This is a genomic window from Paucilactobacillus nenjiangensis (genome assembly GCF_008632615.1).
Lineage (GTDB): Bacteria > Bacillota > Bacilli > Lactobacillales > Lactobacillaceae > Paucilactobacillus > Paucilactobacillus nenjiangensis.
Genome location: NZ_CP043939.1, coordinates 1,304,913 through 1,323,103 on the forward strand (window position 1 = coordinate 1,304,913; position 18,191 = coordinate 1,323,103).

At 38.7% G+C, this 18,191-nt stretch carries 25 protein-coding genes; all 25 read right to left on the reverse strand.

Translation table 11 applies throughout. The annotated features are described in order from the left end of the window. Nucleotides 1–29: 29 nt before the first annotated feature. On the reverse strand, nucleotides 30–1,133 hold the full coding sequence (locus F0161_RS06640) for a LysM peptidoglycan-binding domain-containing protein (RefSeq protein ID WP_150204102.1): 1,104 nt from the start codon (nucleotides 1,131–1,133) through the stop codon (nucleotides 30–32). After that, complete coding sequence (locus tag F0161_RS06645) at nucleotides 1,123–1,533, reverse strand: phage holin (protein WP_190318843.1); 411 nt, start codon at nucleotides 1,531–1,533, stop codon at nucleotides 1,123–1,125. Before F0161_RS06645 ends, F0161_RS06640 begins: the two co-directional genes overlap by 11 nt. Continuing rightward, nucleotides 1,520–1,945, reverse strand: coding sequence for a phage holin family protein (locus F0161_RS06650; protein WP_150204104.1), 426 nt, complete (start codon nucleotides 1,943–1,945; stop codon nucleotides 1,520–1,522). The genes F0161_RS06645 and F0161_RS06650 overlap by 14 nt, the downstream gene beginning before the upstream one ends. A gap of 162 nt (nucleotides 1,946–2,107) precedes the next feature. Beyond that, a complete protein-coding gene (locus tag F0161_RS06655) occupies nucleotides 2,108–2,236 on the reverse strand; it encodes an XkdX family protein (protein ID WP_150204105.1) in 129 nt (42 codons plus the stop codon). Beyond that, a complete protein-coding gene (locus F0161_RS06660; protein WP_150204106.1) occupies nucleotides 2,236–2,565 on the reverse strand; it encodes a hypothetical protein in 330 nt (109 codons plus the stop codon). The genes F0161_RS06655 and F0161_RS06660 overlap by 1 nt, the downstream gene beginning before the upstream one ends. Nucleotides 2,566–2,584: 19 nt before the next feature. Next, on the reverse strand, nucleotides 2,585–3,049 hold the full coding sequence (locus tag F0161_RS06665; protein WP_150204107.1) for a hypothetical protein: 465 nt from the start codon (nucleotides 3,047–3,049) through the stop codon (nucleotides 2,585–2,587). Nucleotides 3,050–3,067: 18 nt separating this feature from the next. After that, nucleotides 3,068–3,928: a hypothetical protein gene (locus F0161_RS06670; RefSeq protein WP_150204108.1), complete on the reverse strand. Its 861-nt coding sequence runs from the start codon at nucleotides 3,926–3,928 to the stop codon at nucleotides 3,068–3,070. A gap of 16 nt (nucleotides 3,929–3,944) precedes the next feature. Then, the gene (locus F0161_RS06675) at nucleotides 3,945–4,430 is read right to left on the reverse strand and encodes an Ig-like domain-containing protein (protein WP_150204109.1); all 486 of its coding nucleotides are present in this window, start codon (nucleotides 4,428–4,430) and stop codon (nucleotides 3,945–3,947) included. A 5-nt stretch (nucleotides 4,431–4,435) separates the two neighbouring features. After that, nucleotides 4,436–5,305 (reverse strand): hypothetical protein, encoded by an 870-nt coding sequence (locus tag F0161_RS06680; protein WP_150204110.1) that lies wholly within the window; start codon nucleotides 5,303–5,305, stop codon nucleotides 4,436–4,438. 4 nt (nucleotides 5,306–5,309) lie between these two features. Continuing rightward, nucleotides 5,310–6,728, reverse strand: coding sequence for a GH25 family lysozyme (locus F0161_RS06685; RefSeq protein ID WP_150204111.1), 1,419 nt, complete (start codon nucleotides 6,726–6,728; stop codon nucleotides 5,310–5,312). A 4-nt stretch (nucleotides 6,729–6,732) separates the two neighbouring features. Continuing rightward, complete coding sequence (locus F0161_RS06690) at nucleotides 6,733–7,236, reverse strand: hypothetical protein (RefSeq protein WP_150204112.1); 504 nt, start codon at nucleotides 7,234–7,236, stop codon at nucleotides 6,733–6,735. Further along, nucleotides 7,236–7,982 carry a phage tail protein gene (locus tag F0161_RS06695; RefSeq protein WP_150204113.1) on the reverse strand — a complete coding sequence of 249 codons (747 nt, stop codon included), beginning with the start codon at nucleotides 7,980–7,982 and terminating at the stop codon, nucleotides 7,236–7,238. The genes F0161_RS06690 and F0161_RS06695 overlap by 1 nt, the downstream gene beginning before the upstream one ends. Then, nucleotides 7,966–11,238, reverse strand: a complete 3,273-nt coding sequence (locus tag F0161_RS06700) for a tape measure protein (RefSeq protein ID WP_150204114.1) — start codon at nucleotides 11,236–11,238, stop codon at nucleotides 7,966–7,968. Before F0161_RS06700 ends, F0161_RS06695 begins: the two co-directional genes overlap by 17 nt. Nucleotides 11,239–11,257: 19 nt before the next feature. Next, nucleotides 11,258–11,899 carry a Gp15 family bacteriophage protein gene (locus F0161_RS06705; RefSeq protein WP_150204115.1) on the reverse strand — a complete coding sequence of 214 codons (642 nt, stop codon included), beginning with the start codon at nucleotides 11,897–11,899 and terminating at the stop codon, nucleotides 11,258–11,260. 8 nt (nucleotides 11,900–11,907) lie between these two features. Next, nucleotides 11,908–12,351 carry a hypothetical protein gene (locus tag F0161_RS06710; RefSeq protein WP_150204116.1) on the reverse strand — a complete coding sequence of 148 codons (444 nt, stop codon included), beginning with the start codon at nucleotides 12,349–12,351 and terminating at the stop codon, nucleotides 11,908–11,910. Nucleotides 12,352–12,404: 53 nt separating this feature from the next. Next, nucleotides 12,405–12,890 (reverse strand): phage tail tube protein, encoded by a 486-nt coding sequence (locus F0161_RS06715; protein WP_150204117.1) that lies wholly within the window; start codon nucleotides 12,888–12,890, stop codon nucleotides 12,405–12,407. 1 nt (nucleotide 12,891) lies between these two features. Further along, complete coding sequence (locus F0161_RS06720) at nucleotides 12,892–13,290, reverse strand: phage tail terminator protein (RefSeq protein ID WP_150204118.1); 399 nt, start codon at nucleotides 13,288–13,290, stop codon at nucleotides 12,892–12,894. Then, nucleotides 13,290–13,622, reverse strand: a complete 333-nt coding sequence (locus tag F0161_RS06725) for a minor capsid protein (RefSeq protein ID WP_318635327.1) — start codon at nucleotides 13,620–13,622, stop codon at nucleotides 13,290–13,292. The genes F0161_RS06720 and F0161_RS06725 overlap by 1 nt, the downstream gene beginning before the upstream one ends. Beyond that, entirely contained in the window at nucleotides 13,622–13,972 is a 351-nt protein-coding gene (locus F0161_RS06730; RefSeq protein ID WP_150204119.1) for a putative minor capsid protein, read from the reverse strand. Before F0161_RS06730 ends, F0161_RS06725 begins: the two co-directional genes overlap by 1 nt. Further along, the gene (locus F0161_RS06735) at nucleotides 13,969–14,367 is read right to left on the reverse strand and encodes a head-tail connector protein (protein ID WP_150204120.1); all 399 of its coding nucleotides are present in this window, start codon (nucleotides 14,365–14,367) and stop codon (nucleotides 13,969–13,971) included. The genes F0161_RS06730 and F0161_RS06735 overlap by 4 nt, the downstream gene beginning before the upstream one ends. Before the next feature lie 12 nt (nucleotides 14,368–14,379). Next, on the reverse strand, nucleotides 14,380–14,688 hold the full coding sequence (locus F0161_RS06740; protein ID WP_225423081.1) for an Ig-like domain-containing protein: 309 nt from the start codon (nucleotides 14,686–14,688) through the stop codon (nucleotides 14,380–14,382). 2 nt (nucleotides 14,689–14,690) lie between these two features. Beyond that, a complete protein-coding gene (locus F0161_RS06745; RefSeq protein ID WP_150204121.1) occupies nucleotides 14,691–15,608 on the reverse strand; it encodes a hypothetical protein in 918 nt (305 codons plus the stop codon). 15 nt (nucleotides 15,609–15,623) lie between these two features. Next, a complete protein-coding gene (locus F0161_RS06750; RefSeq protein ID WP_150204122.1) occupies nucleotides 15,624–16,193 on the reverse strand; it encodes a phage scaffolding protein in 570 nt (189 codons plus the stop codon). A 118-nt stretch (nucleotides 16,194–16,311) separates the two neighbouring features. Continuing rightward, nucleotides 16,312–16,551 carry a hypothetical protein gene (locus F0161_RS06755; RefSeq protein ID WP_150204123.1) on the reverse strand — a complete coding sequence of 80 codons (240 nt, stop codon included), beginning with the start codon at nucleotides 16,549–16,551 and terminating at the stop codon, nucleotides 16,312–16,314. A 2-nt stretch (nucleotides 16,552–16,553) separates the two neighbouring features. After that, a complete protein-coding gene (locus F0161_RS06760; protein WP_150204124.1) occupies nucleotides 16,554–18,188 on the reverse strand; it encodes a phage minor capsid protein in 1,635 nt (544 codons plus the stop codon). Nucleotides 18,189–18,191: the final 3 nt, after the last annotated feature.

Genomic DNA, 18,191 nt, shown 5'->3' on the forward strand with positions numbered 1-18,191 from the left:
TCCAATTAAGGATAAGGCTTTTTTTGTTGCTATGAAATTTTTAACGTTTGCCCTACATATATCACATTGGCATCAGAAATACCATTCAGTGAAACTAAACTATCAATCGTTGTTCCATGAGAACTTGCAATCGATGATAGATTGTCACCACTTTGAACAGTGTAAGTATTCGTTGAACCTGAAAGATAAATCTTTTGTCCAACACTAATGATGTTCGGATTATTAATACTGTTACGCAACACAAGCGCATCAACAGTAGTTTGGAATTTATCCGCGATACCTGATAACGTGTCACCTGCTTGTACATAGTAAGTATCTTCACTTGAAGCATTACCAGTAACTTTAAGGACAGCACCAACTTGGATGTTGTTTGGATCAGCAATACTATTAATCGCTGCTAAATTTTGATACGTGGTACCGAATGAGTCGGCAATTCCGCTGAGTGTGTCTCCAGACTTAACAATATAAGTACCAGTAGCTGGAGTATTAATGTGCTCTACTTCTACATTGGCTGGAATTTGAACCATTGGAACTGCAGACGTTGCAAGTCCAGTTGTGAACAGACCTGTGAAGTCATAGTTAACATCTTGACTGTAACCATTCCACTCATCTGCATATTGCCATGCGACCGCATTTGATACTCCTAAATCAGTTACACCATAACCTGCAACCCACACGTTAGGAAGTTGCCCTGCATCTAGTGTGCCACCAGTAAAAAATGACTTCATCGAATATACACCATTAGTCGTATAACCTAATGCGGCGAGTTCATTAATGAATGCTTTAGTTGAGCTTTGATAATTGGTAGCTGAATTAACTTCTGCATCATCAATCATCACTGTGTCTGCAGGCAATCCGAATTGTTTAGCAATTTTTGCAAAATAGCGAGCTTCGTTTTGTGCATCGCCATCAGATGTGTAACGAGCGAAATGATAAGCACTGACTTTCAATCCTGCAAAACGAGCATTGTTAATTTGATTAGTTGCACGCGGATTGGTGTATGCAGAACCATCTTCTGAACCTTCCGTTAATTTGACGACAACTCCCAAAGCGCCCAAGGCTTTCATTTGGTTAAAATAATCTAGTGAGTCAGGTTGAAATGCGGATAAATCGATGAATACGTTATTTGCCATTTTCTGTTCCTCCAATTTTTGATGGGTCTACTGCGTTTGATGTTGGTTCATTTTGTGCGGGATCAATTGCTTCTGCAGTTCCAGATGGTGAAGTTGCTACTGAAATCGGAACTTCTTCAGTAGGTTCAACATCTAGTGTTGGTTCTGAAACTGTTTCTGGATTCAAAACTCGTTCACTATCACCAAGACCTGGTGTTGTGTTATCGACAACAATCCCTAATCCGGCTAATCCGCCGAATACAATTTGAATAATGCTGTATGCCCATTGTTCCCATCCTTGAACATCCGCAACAATTCCAAATCGTGGTAATGTTGCCGTTACTAGCGAGCCAATAAAACCAACGATAAATACCCAGAATGATTTTTTCTGGATTCTGACTTTCCAATTAATTTTCATCATGATCATCCTTTTTAATTAATTTATCTGAACGTTCTGCCATTTTTTCAAATCGCTCTCGTAAAAACGGTGGGAATGGCACGCCTAGAACGTCCAAATTTTCCATAATTGAAACTCCATACTGATAAACAAACCAAACTAAAATCACATTGGCTTCGGTTTCTAGGCCCATTGCGGCTACCAGCGGAAACAAAAAAGCAATCATTACTAAAATCAATGAATGCTTAATCAAACCGTTAAGACCTTTAGTGCTATTAACATGTCGCTTGGATTGTGGCATCCACGCTTTTAGTGAACCGGTAACTAAATCAAAAATCACTAAGATAAAAACTGCATCAACATATGCGTTATCTTGCATGTGCAACGTTTGTTGCCACATCACCTCCCAATTAAAACCCGGTGGAACATCAATCATAATATTTCATCTCTCTTCTATTATATTTCAACCCAATAATTCTTCCATCTCATCAGTGTGAGCGCAGTGCCAGCCGCCCAGTCGGCAATTTGTCAGCCAAGAAACATCATGTGTGGTTCCAACCGCATCACCTTTCCTCAAATCTGGACAAAATAAAAAGGACTAGGCTGCGTAGTCTGTCCCTGTAATTGTTTTGTATTCTTCTTTGCTAATAGCTCCAAGTCCTACATAAGGTTTAAGCATACTTGCTGGCATACCTGCATCAAACATAATCTTTACAAAATCAAACATTATGAAGCACCTCCATTAGTTGTGGTAAGTTTAGCTTGAATTTGAGCAACTTGCATACCTAATGCATTGATTGCTAGCATTTCACCAGATACTGTTGGAGCTAATTCTGGATGTTCTTTTAAATAGGCTTGATATAGCTTTTCCTGTTCAGCATCGTATACTTCTTTATCTGTTCCAACCCATTCAGTTCCTGTAAATTTAGATGGCTGATATTGACCATCTGGAACGGCAATAAATGTCTCATTACCTGAAATTTGATAATCATCTTCCACTAATTTTGTGCTAGTGAACTGATTGTTGTCATCGTACATATAGACTGCTTTAGTCATGTAATTCACCCCTTATTAATTATCCAATAAAAATGCTACTGATATTAAAGTCATTTCCTGCATCAATTTGAGTTGTATTGTTACGGCCTGCCATGTTGTGAAATGTAACTTCACCAGTTGACACATTCACGTTATAGTTTACTAGTATATCATTCCAGGGAAAGAGGTACCCACCCGTCGAAGCATAATTACCTGATTTAAAAATCGATGTGGGTATTTTAATGCCAACAACTGAACTATTCCAATTAATTTGACTAGTCTTAATCCACCCTGATAAGCAAGTCATTCTAGTACTGTTGCCTAAGTCAACAGTGGCATATTTTAATGGATCATCGCCATTTCTTGAAAAGCCATTCAAATAAGTGATACCAGTTTCTGTCCAGTCATTTTTGGTAGTTGCTAGGGAATTCAAGGAGTCAAAGTTAGCCTTGATCGCTTCTGGACCTTGTGACATCCCTGTGAAAATATTATTTAATGTTGCCATTGTATTTCCTCTTTTCTTTTAGTAATAAAGTGCTTTGTATTCGCTAAACAGTGCGCACGTGCCATCAGGTTGTGCAGCGAAGGTATCGCCGTCGACAAACGATGCGTATGGTGTAGCAATGGTGCCGGGTTCTACTTTAAGATGATGAATAACATTCTTCTTCCCCTCAGTATCATTAATATTGCCAGCATAAATAAGTAGGGTTGTATCACCTGTACCATTAAGATTATTAACTTCAAGGGTTGCACTTGATCTTTCACCAGCGGTTAAACGCTTGGAATCGCTCCGCGCACCACCATTACTCTGATAAGAGTCATATAAGACTACCCCATAGGTACTTAGATCTCCTCGACCAGTTAATATCCCCTCGGCAGACACAGTAATATGATCACCAATTTTGGGTTGCTGAGTAAAGTTAAATACATGGAAACTCCAACCGTTTGTACCGGTATTGGCAGTATCATCAATGACAGTGTCTTGATGAGGACTCGGTAACAGATTCTTACCACCAACCTCAATCACATTCCCAGCAACTTCAACAACGCTACTACCATTTGCTGTGCTGATAACCTTTGCAGATAGATTTTGCCTATTACCACCACCGAAATAACCGGACGGCTCGTTACCAATTGGAACAATACCTAATGAGTACTCTTCGTAACGTAACGTAATAGTTGAGCCAATAGTCAGTGTCTTTGGAATATTAAACCTAATACCACGAGTTGTGACAGATGTTGTTACCTTTGTCCCATCTCTAGTACCATCGTTAGGCTGCACACCAAACTCATACGTCAGGTTAGGCTGCAGACCATTCATAACGGCTGTTTTAGACGTAACTGTTTGCTTTAATTCGGTGCCTTGATAAACCTTGTAATTCACGGGTCATCAGCTCCTTTTACTGCCAAGTTAATGTCGTACCGCTGGCAGTAGTATTCGAAGACGTTAAGCTTGTAACCGTAACCATTGGTTCGTAGATACCGATAGTGGCAGTTGCTGCTTTACCACTTGTAGTAGTGGCTGTGATGGTAACAGAACCTTTCTTCAATGCTTTAACTGTACCATCAGCAGCGACAGTAGCAATACTAGTATCACTAGACGTGTATGTTACGGTATCCGTTGTATTGGATGGTGTCAGTGATACGACAGCCTTAACAGATTGACCTGTTTCCATATAATCAGTAATACTGATAGTGATATTTGTTACAGGAATTGTTGAAGTCTGAACGGTTACAACGTTTGATTTAGCTGATTCTTTCTTGCCATTCCATGCACTAACTGCGAAGGTATAAGACGTGTTAGCAGCAAGACCAGTAATAGTTGCTGTTTTGACGTCGGATACTTCTTTAACCTTTTGGTCATTTTGATAAATATAATAGATCATTCATATCACTCCCAGTCTAATTTTGTGGTGTTAGCATTAATCGGAATTGCTACTAAGTTCATTGGTGCATCTACGATGTCACTTTGGCTACCTGTATTAGGATGATCAGTTGTTTGTACACCCAAATCAAACTTCAAAATACGGTTTCTGTCAATGATATACCAACAACGATCTGCTGGCTGGTAAACAGGATATCCAGCCAACGTAAATCCAGCTGGAAGTTCAATCTTAACAGTGTTTGCATCAACATTACTTACTGTTGACTCCAAGAATTTAGCTTTGGTACCACCAAATATAGCAGCCTTACCAAGACCACCAACTTCAGTCCCAATTGCATCTTCGTAATATGAAACTGTCACATCCGGATTACGACCAAGACCATGATTAATGGTAACTAAATAACCAGACGGAATTGCCATTGCTAACGATTGCTCAATGCTTTCCAGTCGCGCATCTAGCGTCGGAAACTTACCGTAGATTGTCGAATTACGTGCATTGATGACTTCGCTGTCTACTGTTGCGTTTGCAATCACATCTTTGAACATGTCTTCGACTTTTGTCTGACGTTTCTCAACACCAACTTGACGGTCTTTCATAACGTCTTCAAAGCTATTCAATGCAGCCTGAAATTGTTCCAGCGTAATAACACCTTGGTTATACATATAACCACCAAGAAGGACCCACTGAGCTAATGACTTGCGGACGTCCTTGCCATACATCTTGTTAGACAATTGGTCAGCATTCGCTTGAGCTTTGTTAAGAATATCTGAGCTTGATTGTATTGTTAAGTCAGGTGTTGGCGTTTCGTCACGATATTCAACCTTGGCTGCGAAAGTCTTCTGGTCGTTAATCCAACCTAATAAATCTTCTGCCATTTTTTCACCCCTTTACTAAATATGATTTCTTGAATCTGTCACTTGGATCTGTATTCATATCAACTGTGTTTGCAGTAATACCTGCAATATGACCATTTGAAGTGTATTGCCACAGGTCATACGGATGAGCTGGTTTGTTCGGCCCAATAGTTCCATCGTTCTGATTGTACGTCGGAATCCAAACTGACCCTGCACGACTAACATCAAGATTGAGTTCACCATAAAGATTATTGGCAATATATAAAACAATCTTGGAATCGGGAACACCCAAAGAATTTAATTGATCCATATACGCACTAATAATCGAACGCATATCTGAACCAGTAACTTCTTCAACATCAATCATCCAGAAACGTGGTTGCTTGTTACTTCCAATCACAGCTTGAGCACGATTGTAGAAATCAGTTGCTTCTTGTTTAGCATCGACGACCGAAACTGAACCATTGTAAGCATAGACCGCGTAATTTGCCTTTGCATTAATAGCACCCGGAATATTCGCTTTGTATGTCAAATCTTCATGTGACGAACCGTGTTGAACCCTAATAACTGCTAAAGCTAAACCTGCGTTAACCACTGCAGTCCAATCAATGGAACCTTGGAATTCACTAACGTCAATGATTGCACCATTGATATCAGACGTTGTGCTATCTCCACCACCGTACTTATCAATGATTGCTTGCAACTCAGCGTTTCGTTTAACCATTTCTTGATATTGTTCATCGAATGCCCCGGAAATTTTCGTAACTTCAGCATTTAGTTCGCCGACCTGCTTAGTCAAAGCCTGATTCATGGCTTTTGATTGCTGAATGTTGTATTCTTCTTGACTCAAAATGCGATCACCCACGTTAATAGTCGATGATTGCGGTGCGTTCAAATGAATCGACATTTTAACAATACGTTTAAATTCATCTATACCGATAATCGGATTAACAACTTCATACGAATTTCCACATGTAAAATCATCAATATTTTTACCAACTAATGATAAATCAATAGCTGATATCTCCATTGATTCAGTAGCAAATTGTTCGTTAGCAATCGTCGCTTGCGCCTTTGATAAAAGAATACCTGGATCATTAACATCATCCCAAGTGACTGTTCCAACAACTCTACCTATTTGATTAATCAAGCTGTCGTTCTGAACATAAGGGCTACCACCATTCACATCAGTTATCATCACACGTTTTTGTGGTTTATTAGTGGAGGTTTCAGAACTATCTGTTGACGTTTCTGAAATAGTTGCTCCCAATGGTTTCAATATTGAATATAATTCAGTCGGGTCAGTTGTCCGGGTTAAAGAAATCATATTCTGCGATAACTTAATCTTCTGCTCGCCTTGACTACCAATCACATTCATGTAATCAAGTATCAGTTGACCATTCACATTGCGAACCTGTAACTCACCACCAAGCGTATCGATCAATTTTTCATTGATTACGTCGTAAGTATCTTTTGTATCGATAAACGTTATCTGTGGAATTAGTCACATCGACCGTACCCAAAGTCATTTTCTTGTAGTCATCAACCTGTCCATTGTGAACATCGATTAACTTTTGCAAGAAATCTTTCGGAGACATATCGTGGTACTCGCCCCAGTTCTGATATGAATCATGCAAAAAAGCCAGTAGACCCTCACAGGTTACTGACTTTCCAACTTCTCCGGAACTCGACATGCTTTCTTCAGGTTTTAAAACCCTGCCTTCAAAAAGGATAGCTCCATTTGGTTTATACACCTTAACTAATGAGGTTAACGCAGCGATATTTGAATACTCTTTGTGACCTGGTGTTATTGCGAAATCAAACGATGGAATCGATTCAACATCTAAAGAAACCGCTGGATCTCCTGACAAACGCAAAACGTCAGAATTGGCGGTCTGCAATAAACGTTCCTTATCATTCCAACTGTCGCGGATTGTAACTTTGTATCCCATCATATCTCCTCCCTATAAAATCTAAAGGAAATATGACCAGTTCCCACAATTTTGATTGCAGTTACACCCACACCCAAATTCCAATCGAATGTATTCTCACCTGTAACAACATCTATTTCAGTATCACCCGAAATTAAAGTCATGTTCGAATCGCTAATAATCGTTGGAATGATGCCATTTAATCCAATATTGTACAAAACAACATCCTTACTTCCAACAATATCAAAATCAACAAATTGAGCAATGTCTGTATCAAAATTAAATGTGTCCCAAATATCATTGCCTTCATAGTCGTTCTTAATTCGAAATGGACAAGCCGTAAACGTAACTTCCAACGTTCCGTGAGCCGACTTGAACTCTTCCCAACTTGGCGCTTTTTGAACTTCAACTAAATAATGCCAATGTGGGTCAACATCATCTACTAACCCTACCTTGTGACTCGGAGCCATTAACCAATTAACAGCTTTTTGCCATAAAACATACAGACGTTCTTTTTGCATGTCTTGACGATCCATAACATGAAAAGGATATTTCAATTCTCGTTCTCCATATGCTTGTGAACCATACAAATCCGATAAATCGATAATATTATTTGAATAAGGAATATCAACTGTGATTTTTGTTTTATCAGGCAACCCAATTTCTTTATCCGCTAAAACATCTAAACCATACTCACTTGAATGAACACCATTAAACGTCGCTCCATAAGTATATCGATTATCTTTTCCTTTAGATGTGACTATCAATTGAAAGTCCCCTATCTGTCATAGCTTGACGATTGGCATTTGCTGAAGAACTAAAGGAACTTAATCGATTAGCAAATGACGAACCATCAACGACCGTATTTTTATTGGCAATTTGTTTCAAATAATCTAGCGCTTTATCTGAAGAGCCATCGCCATTATTAGTAGTATTGTTGTAGTTATTTACTACGCTTGATGTCGGAGCTAATTTACCATTAATACCAAGTGCTGACTCAGCTGTAATTGAACCATTAAATAAGCCGCTTAATAAATTACCTGAATAACTCATCTCACTCGGTTTAATAATGGCAGCATTTGCCAACTGCTTACTTGCCTTACCCGCTTGATCTACATATGATTTAATACCATTCGTAAATCCTTCACCAGTATAAGCACCAATCGCATACATAACCCGTGATGGCGAATGGATATGAAGCAAACTCTTAGCAGCATTGACTGCTTTGCTTGCCATATCTTTAGCAGCGCTCAATGCTTCACCCGCCATGCTCTTGATACCATTCACAAATCCGGACACGAAATTCTTACCTGCGGATAACATCTGACTAGCAAATCCGGACACTGCACTAACTGCGCCACTAGCGACACTTTTAGCTGTTGAAGCGGCTTTACCAATCCCACTAGCAATACCTGAAACAACTTGACCGACTAATTGAACACCAGCTGATAACATTTGGCCAACGAAATTAATGATGGCACCAATCAATGCTGAACCTAATTGAACCGCCGCTCCAATTAACGCACCAATAATCGATAATACACCTGAAACTAGTGCCAAAATTAGTTGAACACCAGCAGCAAGTAATTGTGGAGCTGCCTGAATAATCGCACCTAGTAAAGCAACCATTAATTGCAATGCAGCCATCACAAGTTGAGGTAACACTGAAATAATTCCAGTAACCAAAGCGACAATCAGTTGAACTGCAGCAGTGATAATCTGTGGTAAGTTGGCAATCAATCCGTTTACCAACGCCATAATGATTTGAATAGCTGACTGTAACAGCATTGGCAACATCGTAACGATACCGTTCATCAGTGCCATCATAATTTGAATTACCGCTTGTAAAATCTGTGGTAAATTCGTGATAATCGCATTGACTAGCGCCATCAAAATTTGCAATCCCGCCGTAATCAGCATTGGTAGCATAGTGACAATACCATTCATTAATGCTGTTAGGATTTGAATACCTGCTTGGATTAACAATGGTAATACAGCGATAATGGCCGTCAGTAACGTTGTAATTATTTGAGTTGCTGCGGAAATTAAAGTTGGCAACGCTGCAATAATTGCATTAACAATACCAGTTAATATTTGAACCCCACCTTGAATTAATAAAGGTAATGCGCTTATTAATCCTTGAGTTAATCCGTTGATTATCCCAATAGCAGCTGTCGTTAATTGTGGAATTGCAGCTGTTATCGCATTAATCAAACCAACAATAACTTGTGTTCCGGTTGCAATAATTGCTGGTAAATTAGCTGATATAACATTTGAAACTGTTGTTATTGTATTACTCAAATTAGTAAATACTTGTGTGATACCAGATGCATTTAATTGCCCAGTTTTAGCCCAAGCAACTATAAACGAACTTATCAGACTAATTGCTAAACCAATCGGGCCACTGATTCCCATTAAAACTAATCCAAGTTTAGTAATTACTCCAACAGCTATGCCAATTACAGTACCGATTGAACCAAATGCTCCACCCATTGTAGATATTGCAGACCCAATCGAGTTCATAATTGGCGATAAGTTTTCTATAACGCCTGAAATCCATTGAATTGCGCTACCAAATACAGTTCTGATGGTATTTCCTATTGCACTGAAAGTTGGTTCTAAACTTGAAATTATGCCTTTCAACCAAGTAACAGAAGTACCCAGCAGCTTCATAGCTCCACTCGCCAAGCTATTAACAGCATTTCTAAAAGTTTCGCTGCTCTTATATAAAGCAATAAACGCCACTACCAGACCAGCAATTACAGCACCAATTAATCCAAAGGTACTTAATCCTGCCATTGCACCTTTGACAGCTGTAAACGCCTCACTTAATAGAAACCCATTTGCGGCAAGTCCAGATGCAATAACACTGATTGCCGAAAATGCGGCACCAACTTCAATTACCGCACTTGAAACTGCAGCTATTACCGCTACAATACCTTGATACGCAAAAATTGCAGTTGCTATCCCCAAAATAAGTGGCAAAAGTGGTTTCAAAAAACCATAAATCGATTGAATTAATCCCAATAATGATGCAATAGTTCCTATGACAAAAGAAATTGCATTGCCAATACCCTCAAATGCTGATTTGATCATAGAAATTACTGCTGCATTGTTCGCTAAACTTGTAATAAATTTTGCAATTGTTCCTAAACTGCTTTCAGCTGCTGAACCAATCATCGCAAATGCCGATCCAATTCCACCACCAGTTACTGCTTTCATAAATGCATTAACTGCTGTAAGAACATCTGTCATGCCTCTTACGATGGCAGTATTCATGTTTGCAAATCCAGTTTTAATACCATCAGTTGAATCCAACGCAATTTTTCTCAGCGATGATAATCCTCCACCACCGTTCTTGTCTAGGTCAACCAATGCATCTTCAAATTGAGCAACACTAACTTTGCCAGTTGATAACCCATCTTTTAAAGCTGCCGATGTCATTCCCAGTTTTTTTGCAATTGCATTCAATGCCGGTCCCATACCGTTATCTAGCATGGAATTCCATGTTTCGGCATCAACTTTACCGCCTGCCAAAGCCTGTGATAATTGACGAACCGATTCACTAACGTTCTCAGAATTTCCACCAAAGCCAATAATTCCGTCATTCATAGCCGAAAAAATCTTTTGTGATTTACCAATATCGCTTGTCGCTCCAGCTAGTAATTGAACACCTGACACAGCTTCATCAAGCGATGTTGGTAATCCCTGAATTGAATCGCCCAAATCATCCATCATTGATTTGGTCTGTGCAGCACTAAATCCCATATTTTGGAAAGTTTTAGTAGAATTATTCAGGGTATCAAATCGACTAACTGCGGAACCTACTGAATTTTTTAAAACTTCAATACCTTTAGCAACAAGTGCAACTGCTCCAACAGCAGTCGCAATTCCCTTTATCTTGCTACCAGCACCATCAGCTTTAGCTCCAAGATCATTAAACATTCCTGATAAATTTGCAACGCCCTTGCGGACAGAACCATCATCCATGATCACGTCTATTTCAACGCGACCATCTGCCAAGTGAATTCACCTCACTTTTCTATTCAGGTTCCAAGCGTTTCGCATATTCTGGATGATCATATAGATATTGTTCACGTTCTTCAAAATCTAATGTGGCAAACTCCACATCTTCTTCGGTTGTGTGAAGCGCATATGCTAATTGAGCATCCTTTAATTCTTGTTTGTCTTTTGCAGACATACCTTTTTCAACTTTACGTCCACGAATGGCAACAACTTGTCTAAATTTGGTGCTATCAGTTAACCCAGAAAGTAAAGCTCTGAACTCATCCCAATGCATGCGAGTATGACGCAAATCAATGCCATAATCTTGCATGAATGAGGCATAAATATAATCAGCATCTTCTGTCAGATTGTAAAGTTCCTGAGGAGCTTTACCTCCTGCACTACTCATATCAATCATAGGTTTAGAATTCAGTACATAATCAGTCATAATTTCACTAAACAGCATGGATTGATCATCATCCGATAATGCTAAAATATCAGACTTAACCATTAAACCAAGCCCAACTGACAACTTATATTGCTCTGACTCTTCACTTTCAATTTCATTGAACAAATGTAGTATATTCGCAAAATCCATATCCAATTGAACTTCGATAGTCGTGCCATCAGAACATTTAAATTCAAATTCATCATCTGGAACATTCCAAATACTGAACATGAAACCACCTACTTAGATGAACTTGGTAGACTTGATTGAGATGCGTTAGTAGTCTTATTCTTCTTAGCTTCAATTACTTGTTGAGCTTTCTTTTTATCAAAATCTCGTGTTACTTGTTCTAATTGCGCTTTCAGATATTCGCCAATGTTATAAAAAGTTTCTGTCAAAAGTAATGGATCATCTTCAGTCTCCAAGATTTCTTTGCCTGCTCCATCACCCAAAACTACATCCAGTGATTCGGATAAATAGCCTTTCATCTTGTCCCAGTCATTATCACCAGTTGCTTCCATTTTTTTCTCGAGCTCCACACCTTTTGTTTCAAGCTTATCTAAAAATTTCCGCATTTCACGTTGTGTAATTTTTATTTGAAACTCGTGGCCATAAACTAGTACCGGGATAACTCTGACTTTTGCACCTAAATCTACCGCTGTCATATTATTTTTCTTTGCCATTCGTGATTCCTCCTATAAAAAAAGAGGGCCCATTAAGGACCCTCGAATATTAATTACTTTGCTGCACTTGAACTGTCTGGTGTCGTATTTGATACTGGAGTTTCATCTGCAGTTGCTTTTGTGTCTGTCGGTGTACCAGTAAACGTAACAGTAAATTTATAATCTGAACGATCATTAGCATCCCCACCAAATGGAGTGATTTTACTCATAGTAGCTGGACCACTTAATACAGATCCGTCAGGTTCAGTAACTTCTAAGTAACAACTCTTATCATTAGATGTCATCTTAGAACGTACAAAATCTTGTGCTTGATCACCATATTTACGATTACCTTCAAAATTGAATGGGAAAGTCTGAGAACTTGAAATGCTCTCAGTACCACCATTTAAATCGTAGTAAGCAACATCATCGACATCTTCATCAAAATCTGTTTCAGCGGTTTTAATCCCACCACCAATTGGAAATAACGTTTCTTTGTCCGCACCAATTTTATATTTAGTTTGGAAGTTTTTTGAAAATCCTGCAAAAGGACTTGCCATATTATTGTTCCTCCGTTGTTATATTTGCTTGAACATCAAGCATGTAAGTAAATAACCCTTTCTCGTCTTCTTGATTGAGAAAAGGTTTGTTTGTGATGGTTAAAGAATTGAATATAAAGCCCCCATCTGTGCTTTGTATTTCGTTTTGTTTCAAGTTTTCAAGAACTGACTGAATTTGCCACAAAATATTTTCGCATTGAGCTGAATCATCTGAGCGAATACCAATTTCAAAGTTAAGTTCTTCGTCCTTGCTACCGTCCATATAAGCCTGCACAACATTACTTCCTGACAACGAATAAATTCTTAAACCAGGGTCTGCATCAAGATAATCCGCTAGACATTTGAATGGTAAATCATCAATCAAATTAATACGATCTTGTAATCTATCAATAAAATCCATTAATATACAACTCCTCTCTTAAATACATTAACCCACGAGTTCATAAACATGCCTTTAGCCTTAGTATCCCAATGAGGTCCAGTTCCTGGAGTCGTGTAATTAGTGATACCCAACCCTATAAATTGACGATGCGCATAGCGAGAGTCCCAAATAATTTTAGTTCCCGCTCCCTCAACATGACCAGAACCACGGAGCCTACCAGACTGCAACGGTACAAACTTGTTCATATCCGCCAACGCCTGATTAGCCACCATTTGTCGGCCACGATTAAGTTGTGCCTGTGAAAACTTACGATTAACACCGCTCAAATCCACTTTAACTTTAATCGTCACTAGATCACCTCAATTTCAAAACCATAAGTTTCATTAGATTGAATGTGTCTAAGTGGGACAATTTGAGTAATTTTAAACTCATTACCATCTTCATCAATCACTTTTCCATTCAACCAAGTTTTATCCATGCTTGGGAACGGCGTAGTGTATTTTTCGTAAAGAAATAGCACACCGTTATATCGAAGTTGCCGGTCGTTACCCGAACCTGAATAAACAGCTTCAATATCAAATCGGCAGTTTTCATATGTGTGCATTTCGTAATCAGGTTTATTGCGTTCATCAGTGCCGATGATTTTACCCACCTGAATAATATTAATCATCCAGTCACTGTTTGGTTGCAATGTCATCATACATACTTCACCCCACGATACAAAAGACCAGTTCCGGATAATGCATTAATTGCATCAATACTTAATCCGCTAGATGAATCCATATTTGTCGAGCTAAATGACTGATTAACTGAAGTTCGACCAATTGTTTGCGAAATAGATTGTGGTCGACGTGCTTTACTTTCAGCACTTGTCACATCGGTCTGTTTCATGTAATCAATCTGTATGGCTACGGCTAATTTAAATCGTCGTGAACGTGTTTCAAACTTATCAGTCTCCAAATCATGTTTCTGATAAAAATCACGCGTGATATTATCCAACATAATTGATGCTCGAGGTAATAAGCTTTTGATTTCATCATCTGTAATATCAATTAATCCAAATGACTTATATTCAGATAATGATAAATAGTCCATCTACATCACCGCCTATTCAGCCGCCGTCACAGTAACTACGACAGTTGCTGTAAATGCATTGAATGTATACGTAATTGTGGCAGAACCGACTGCAACAGCAGTAATTGTTCTATCAGCTGAAACAGTCGCAATCTTATCATCGCTAGATGCCGAGGTCACTTTAGTCACATCAAAATCAGTTGCATCAGTAGGGTCTGCTGTTACCGTAATAGCCTTGGTATCTCCAATTTTCATTGAAGCTGTTTTCTGACTCGTAGTAATTGCCGTAGTAGCTTTAACTACTGGTTCAGTTGGCGTATCGCCTGCTTGACTATCAGGCACCGTTATTTTGACGGACCTTCAACAGGTGCTGTGGTAGTAGCTGCATCCCCAACAAGTGCAATAACACTATCTTTTTGCTTATCAAGTCCAAACAAATCATGGTACAAGCGGTTTTGGTAAAGATATCCGTCACCCTCTGTATGTTGACCTGGTTCAAACAAGTAGATAGAATTAAACTTCGCTTTTGCGATAATTGCAGGTTTAGCCACAATCAATGCATTAAGTTGTTTACCATCAGTTGCCACTTTGTAACCATCAGTAAAATCAAACTTAGTTGCAAAACGTGATTCATCCCAAACTTCAATTAAGGTAACTCCATCAATCGAAGTAATACGTGAGTCAAGTGTAGATGTCCCAACATTTTGAACTGTGATATTACGATTGAATTCAGTTGAACGTTCTAGCAAATCCATTGCTGTAGATGAAAGATATCCAACCAAATTTTGTGGACCATATTTACGTGCCGGTAAAATAGCCTTTTTAAGTTCACTGTAAATATTTGTAACAGTCAATGCCGGTGCATCAGCACGATCGTTTGCAGTTGCAAAATCTGTCAATTTACCGAAGCGATATGCATCAGTTTCTGGTGCGGCTTGTTCCTCGATAAACGTCTTTGTAATATTGGCAGCTGCTAAATCTTGATTTGTTTCATCTACATCAGCGGTATCTACATAAAATTCAATATCACGATCAAATGCAAGAGTATAGGGCTTCTTTTCATTACTCATAGTACCCGCATTGTATCCCTTATCACGTGTATGGTTCTTAAATCCTGATGTTGCAAGAGTGGTTACTTCAAATGTTCTTGCCCCTAACCAGTTAACATTTGGTGTTTCCAAAATGCTTGTCAATGTGCTTTGTGTAAGTTTTTGGTCAAATAATTGACCCATTCCTGCTTTTGTTGCGTAATTAAAAGCCATAATTTGTCACCCCTATTATTTTTCTGTGGCCAAGCCTAAAGCTTCAGCCACTTTGTCATTTTCTGTTGGGTCTGCAGGCGGATTAGGATTACCAGGGTTTGTTGAATTGCCTGTATCTGGTCCATCTGTAAATAAGAACGAATTAGCTTCCTTAACGGTTGTTAATTGGTCTGACAAGCCAACAAGTTTGCCATTATCATCAAGCGAAATCTTATCTTCATCAATTAAAGCTGAAACCGCAGTTGTGTTACGTGCTCCTTGCTCTACTAATGCCAATTTGATTTCATATGATTTTTTTGAATCCGCTAATGCACTGGCAGCGTCAGATTTTGAAGCTTCGTTTGCACTTTCCAATTCAGTAATTTTATCCTGCAACTCTTTGTTATCTCCGACTTGACCTTTCAGTTCTGACAATTGATTATCACGTTCACCAAGTTGAGTTTTAGCCGAGTCACGTTCTTGCTCTGCAGTTGCAAGTTGACCCTTCACATCACTCAATTCTTGAACGCCTTTACCATGTTCTGCCATTACCTTATCTGCTTGTTCATCAGTTAAACCTAAATCTGTTAAAAATTTTCTATTCATGTTGTTCTCTCCTTACGAATTTTTATACGGTGCAACGACACCGCGGATTGCATGAAAAATAGACCTTTTAACGCCATGTCCAGGGCGAAAAAATAGACACTAGCTAATTTGCTAATGTCTATTGGATATCCATTATTCCTTCTAATCTAATTCCATCATCATTCACTTCATCATGTTCATCAAGTGAACCTGAAATACAATCGACGATTAAATCTTGAATTGTTTCCCATTCTTCTTCTGAATGAAGTTCAACCTCAGTTTTATCTTTGTTAGCCCCATCTTTCAAAAGAGCGAATAAATCTGGATATTTTTTTTCAATAAAATCTAAATCGCCATCTTCTAAATACATAGGCTCCATATCTATTTTCTCCTTTTTGTGTGTGGAACTACCGTGATGATTTTACCTTCAGCATTAACAACCACATAGCCATTGGTCCCTAAATATTTAGTAGCACCATCTCTACCCGGTTTGACTTCACCATTATCTAGTATATCTTTAATCGAATTAATGCTCACACCATCACGTCGTTTCAACGTTTTCGTTGTTCCATCTTTCTGAACTCCAAATACACGATCTAATGTATGGTCTGAAAAGCCATTAATCACTGAACCGTTAGCAGTTTTCATGCCAACTATTTGTGAATTGAGTTTCTTGTCAGCAATCACATAGTCGTCATAGTTTACAACTGCTTCAACACTACCTCTACGACGAGCAGAAACATACGCATTTAACACTTTTGAACTATGTCTATTATACAATACTTTACGATATTCTTCTAAAGAATTAGGTAAACCATGTGACCCTAATTCGTCCTTCAAATTTTCATATTGTTTAGAATGTTTCGTTTTAGTTGCTCTCAAATCATTAGCAACTTTTTCAGTAGTAGCCGATACTCTTTCTCTCGAATAATCACGATACAGAAAATCATGTTGATCCACATGTTGTCGAATTGCACTTTGATATTTTCGAATATCCAAATTAAATCGTTGAACATCATCGTCATATCCTAATTGTTCAGCCGCCATCTTTTTTTGCTTTGATACACGAACTTTTCGTTCTAAGGCACGTTGCTTGGCTTGCAATTTACCATTCTTGATTGCTTCTTTAGGGTCATATTGTTCCATATGATTCTCGTTGATACCCGGAATACCAGGATAAAAACGATGATGACAATTAACACCTTTCGTTCCCCAAGCAAAACCATATCCGTGAGAATAAATACTTTCATATTCATCCCCTGGCTTAGATGGTCGAACATACACCCAGTGCCCTTGAATACCTGCACACGCAACACGGGAAGCAGGATGTGAACTCATCATTGCTGTTTCCACACCACTGTACATCATGTCATTAAATCTAATTTCATCTTGCACGCGACTTAACGTGGTTTCAAGCACCATACGAGAATATGCTTCTATCGACCACTGCCGACCTGCAGCATCTACTAATCCAGATGAAACGCCTTTATCAATTAACTTGTATATTGCTTTTCTCAACGCAACATCAGGTGTATCTAAGCCACTAATAACTGAATCAACTGTATCCGTAACCAATTTACGATAATCAGCTAATGCCGGGTTACCATCAAGATTAGCCATCAACGGATTAGTAACTTTATCATTCATATCACCAAACGCTGCTTCAATAAATGAACTGGCAACATCATCAACTGATTTGGATTTACTTGCTAATGCAACCATTCCTGTAGCAATACCAATATCTAATAACTGTTTACCAGTTTCATCACGCGCCTGCTGTCCACTATCATTGATAATCCACTTCAATTCACGTTCTGAACTTCCAGTTGCATCTGACACAAGTTCAACTAATTGGTCAGTCAGCACACCTTGTTTATTCAGCATATCCAATTGCCATTTCAGCATTTCAGCTTGTGTTCCATCAGGTAAATCATCAGTCAGTGTCTGGATAAACAACCTAATGATGTCTTGATTCATCTGACTGTATTTATCGATTAAGTCATCTATCCTTGCCATTTA

What these genes read in the sequence shown, in the direction of transcription:
- F0161_RS06650 (WP_150204104.1), bottom strand. Translation starts at nt 1,945, where the DNA reads ATGATTGATGTTCCACCGGGTTTTAATTGGGAGGTGATGTGGCAACAA.
- F0161_RS06715 (WP_150204117.1), bottom strand. Translation starts at nt 12,890, where the DNA reads ATGGCAAGTCCTTTTGCAGGATTTTCAAAAAACTTCCAAACTAAATAT.
- F0161_RS06655 (WP_150204105.1), bottom strand. Translation starts at nt 2,236, where the DNA reads ATGTTTGATTTTGTAAAGATTATGTTTGATGCAGGTATGCCAGCAAGT.
- F0161_RS06750 (WP_150204122.1), bottom strand. Translation starts at nt 16,193, where the DNA reads ATGAATAGAAAATTTTTAACAGATTTAGGTTTAACTGATGAACAAGCA.
- F0161_RS06665 (WP_150204107.1), bottom strand. Translation starts at nt 3,049, where the DNA reads ATGGCAACATTAAATAATATTTTCACAGGGATGTCACAAGGTCCAGAA.
- F0161_RS06690 (WP_150204112.1), bottom strand. Translation starts at nt 7,236, where the DNA reads ATGGGATACAAAGTTACAATCCGCGACAGTTGGAATGATAAGGAACGT.
- F0161_RS06735 (WP_150204120.1), bottom strand. Translation starts at nt 14,367, where the DNA reads ATGGACTATTTATCATTATCTGAATATAAGTCATTTGGATTAATTGAT.
- F0161_RS06730 (WP_150204119.1), bottom strand. Translation starts at nt 13,972, where the DNA reads ATGATGACATTGCAACCAAACAGTGACTGGATGATTAATATTATTCAG.
- F0161_RS06705 (WP_150204115.1), bottom strand. Translation starts at nt 11,899, where the DNA reads ATGTTCAGTATTTGGAATGTTCCAGATGATGAATTTGAATTTAAATGT.
- F0161_RS06755 (WP_150204123.1), bottom strand. Translation starts at nt 16,551, where the DNA reads ATGGAGCCTATGTATTTAGAAGATGGCGATTTAGATTTTATTGAAAAA.
- F0161_RS06640 (WP_150204102.1), bottom strand. Translation starts at nt 1,133, where the DNA reads ATGGCAAATAACGTATTCATCGATTTATCCGCATTTCAACCTGACTCA.
- F0161_RS06675 (WP_150204109.1), bottom strand. Translation starts at nt 4,430, where the DNA reads ATGATCTATTATATTTATCAAAATGACCAAAAGGTTAAAGAAGTATCC.
- F0161_RS06645 (WP_190318843.1), bottom strand. Translation starts at nt 1,533, where the DNA reads ATGATGAAAATTAATTGGAAAGTCAGAATCCAGAAAAAATCATTCTGG.
- F0161_RS06760 (WP_150204124.1), bottom strand. Translation starts at nt 18,188, where the DNA reads ATGGCAAGGATAGATGACTTAATCGATAAATACAGTCAGATGAATCAA.
- F0161_RS06660 (WP_150204106.1), bottom strand. Translation starts at nt 2,565, where the DNA reads ATGACTAAAGCAGTCTATATGTACGATGACAACAATCAGTTCACTAGC.
- F0161_RS06710 (WP_150204116.1), bottom strand. Translation starts at nt 12,351, where the DNA reads ATGGCAAAGAAAAATAATATGACAGCGGTAGATTTAGGTGCAAAAGTC.
- F0161_RS06745 (WP_150204121.1), bottom strand. Translation starts at nt 15,608, where the DNA reads ATGGCTTTTAATTACGCAACAAAAGCAGGAATGGGTCAATTATTTGAC.
- F0161_RS06720 (WP_150204118.1), bottom strand. Translation starts at nt 13,290, where the DNA reads ATGGATTTTATTGATAGATTACAAGATCGTATTAATTTGATTGATGAT.
- F0161_RS06680 (WP_150204110.1), bottom strand. Translation starts at nt 5,305, where the DNA reads ATGGCAGAAGATTTATTAGGTTGGATTAACGACCAGAAGACTTTCGCA.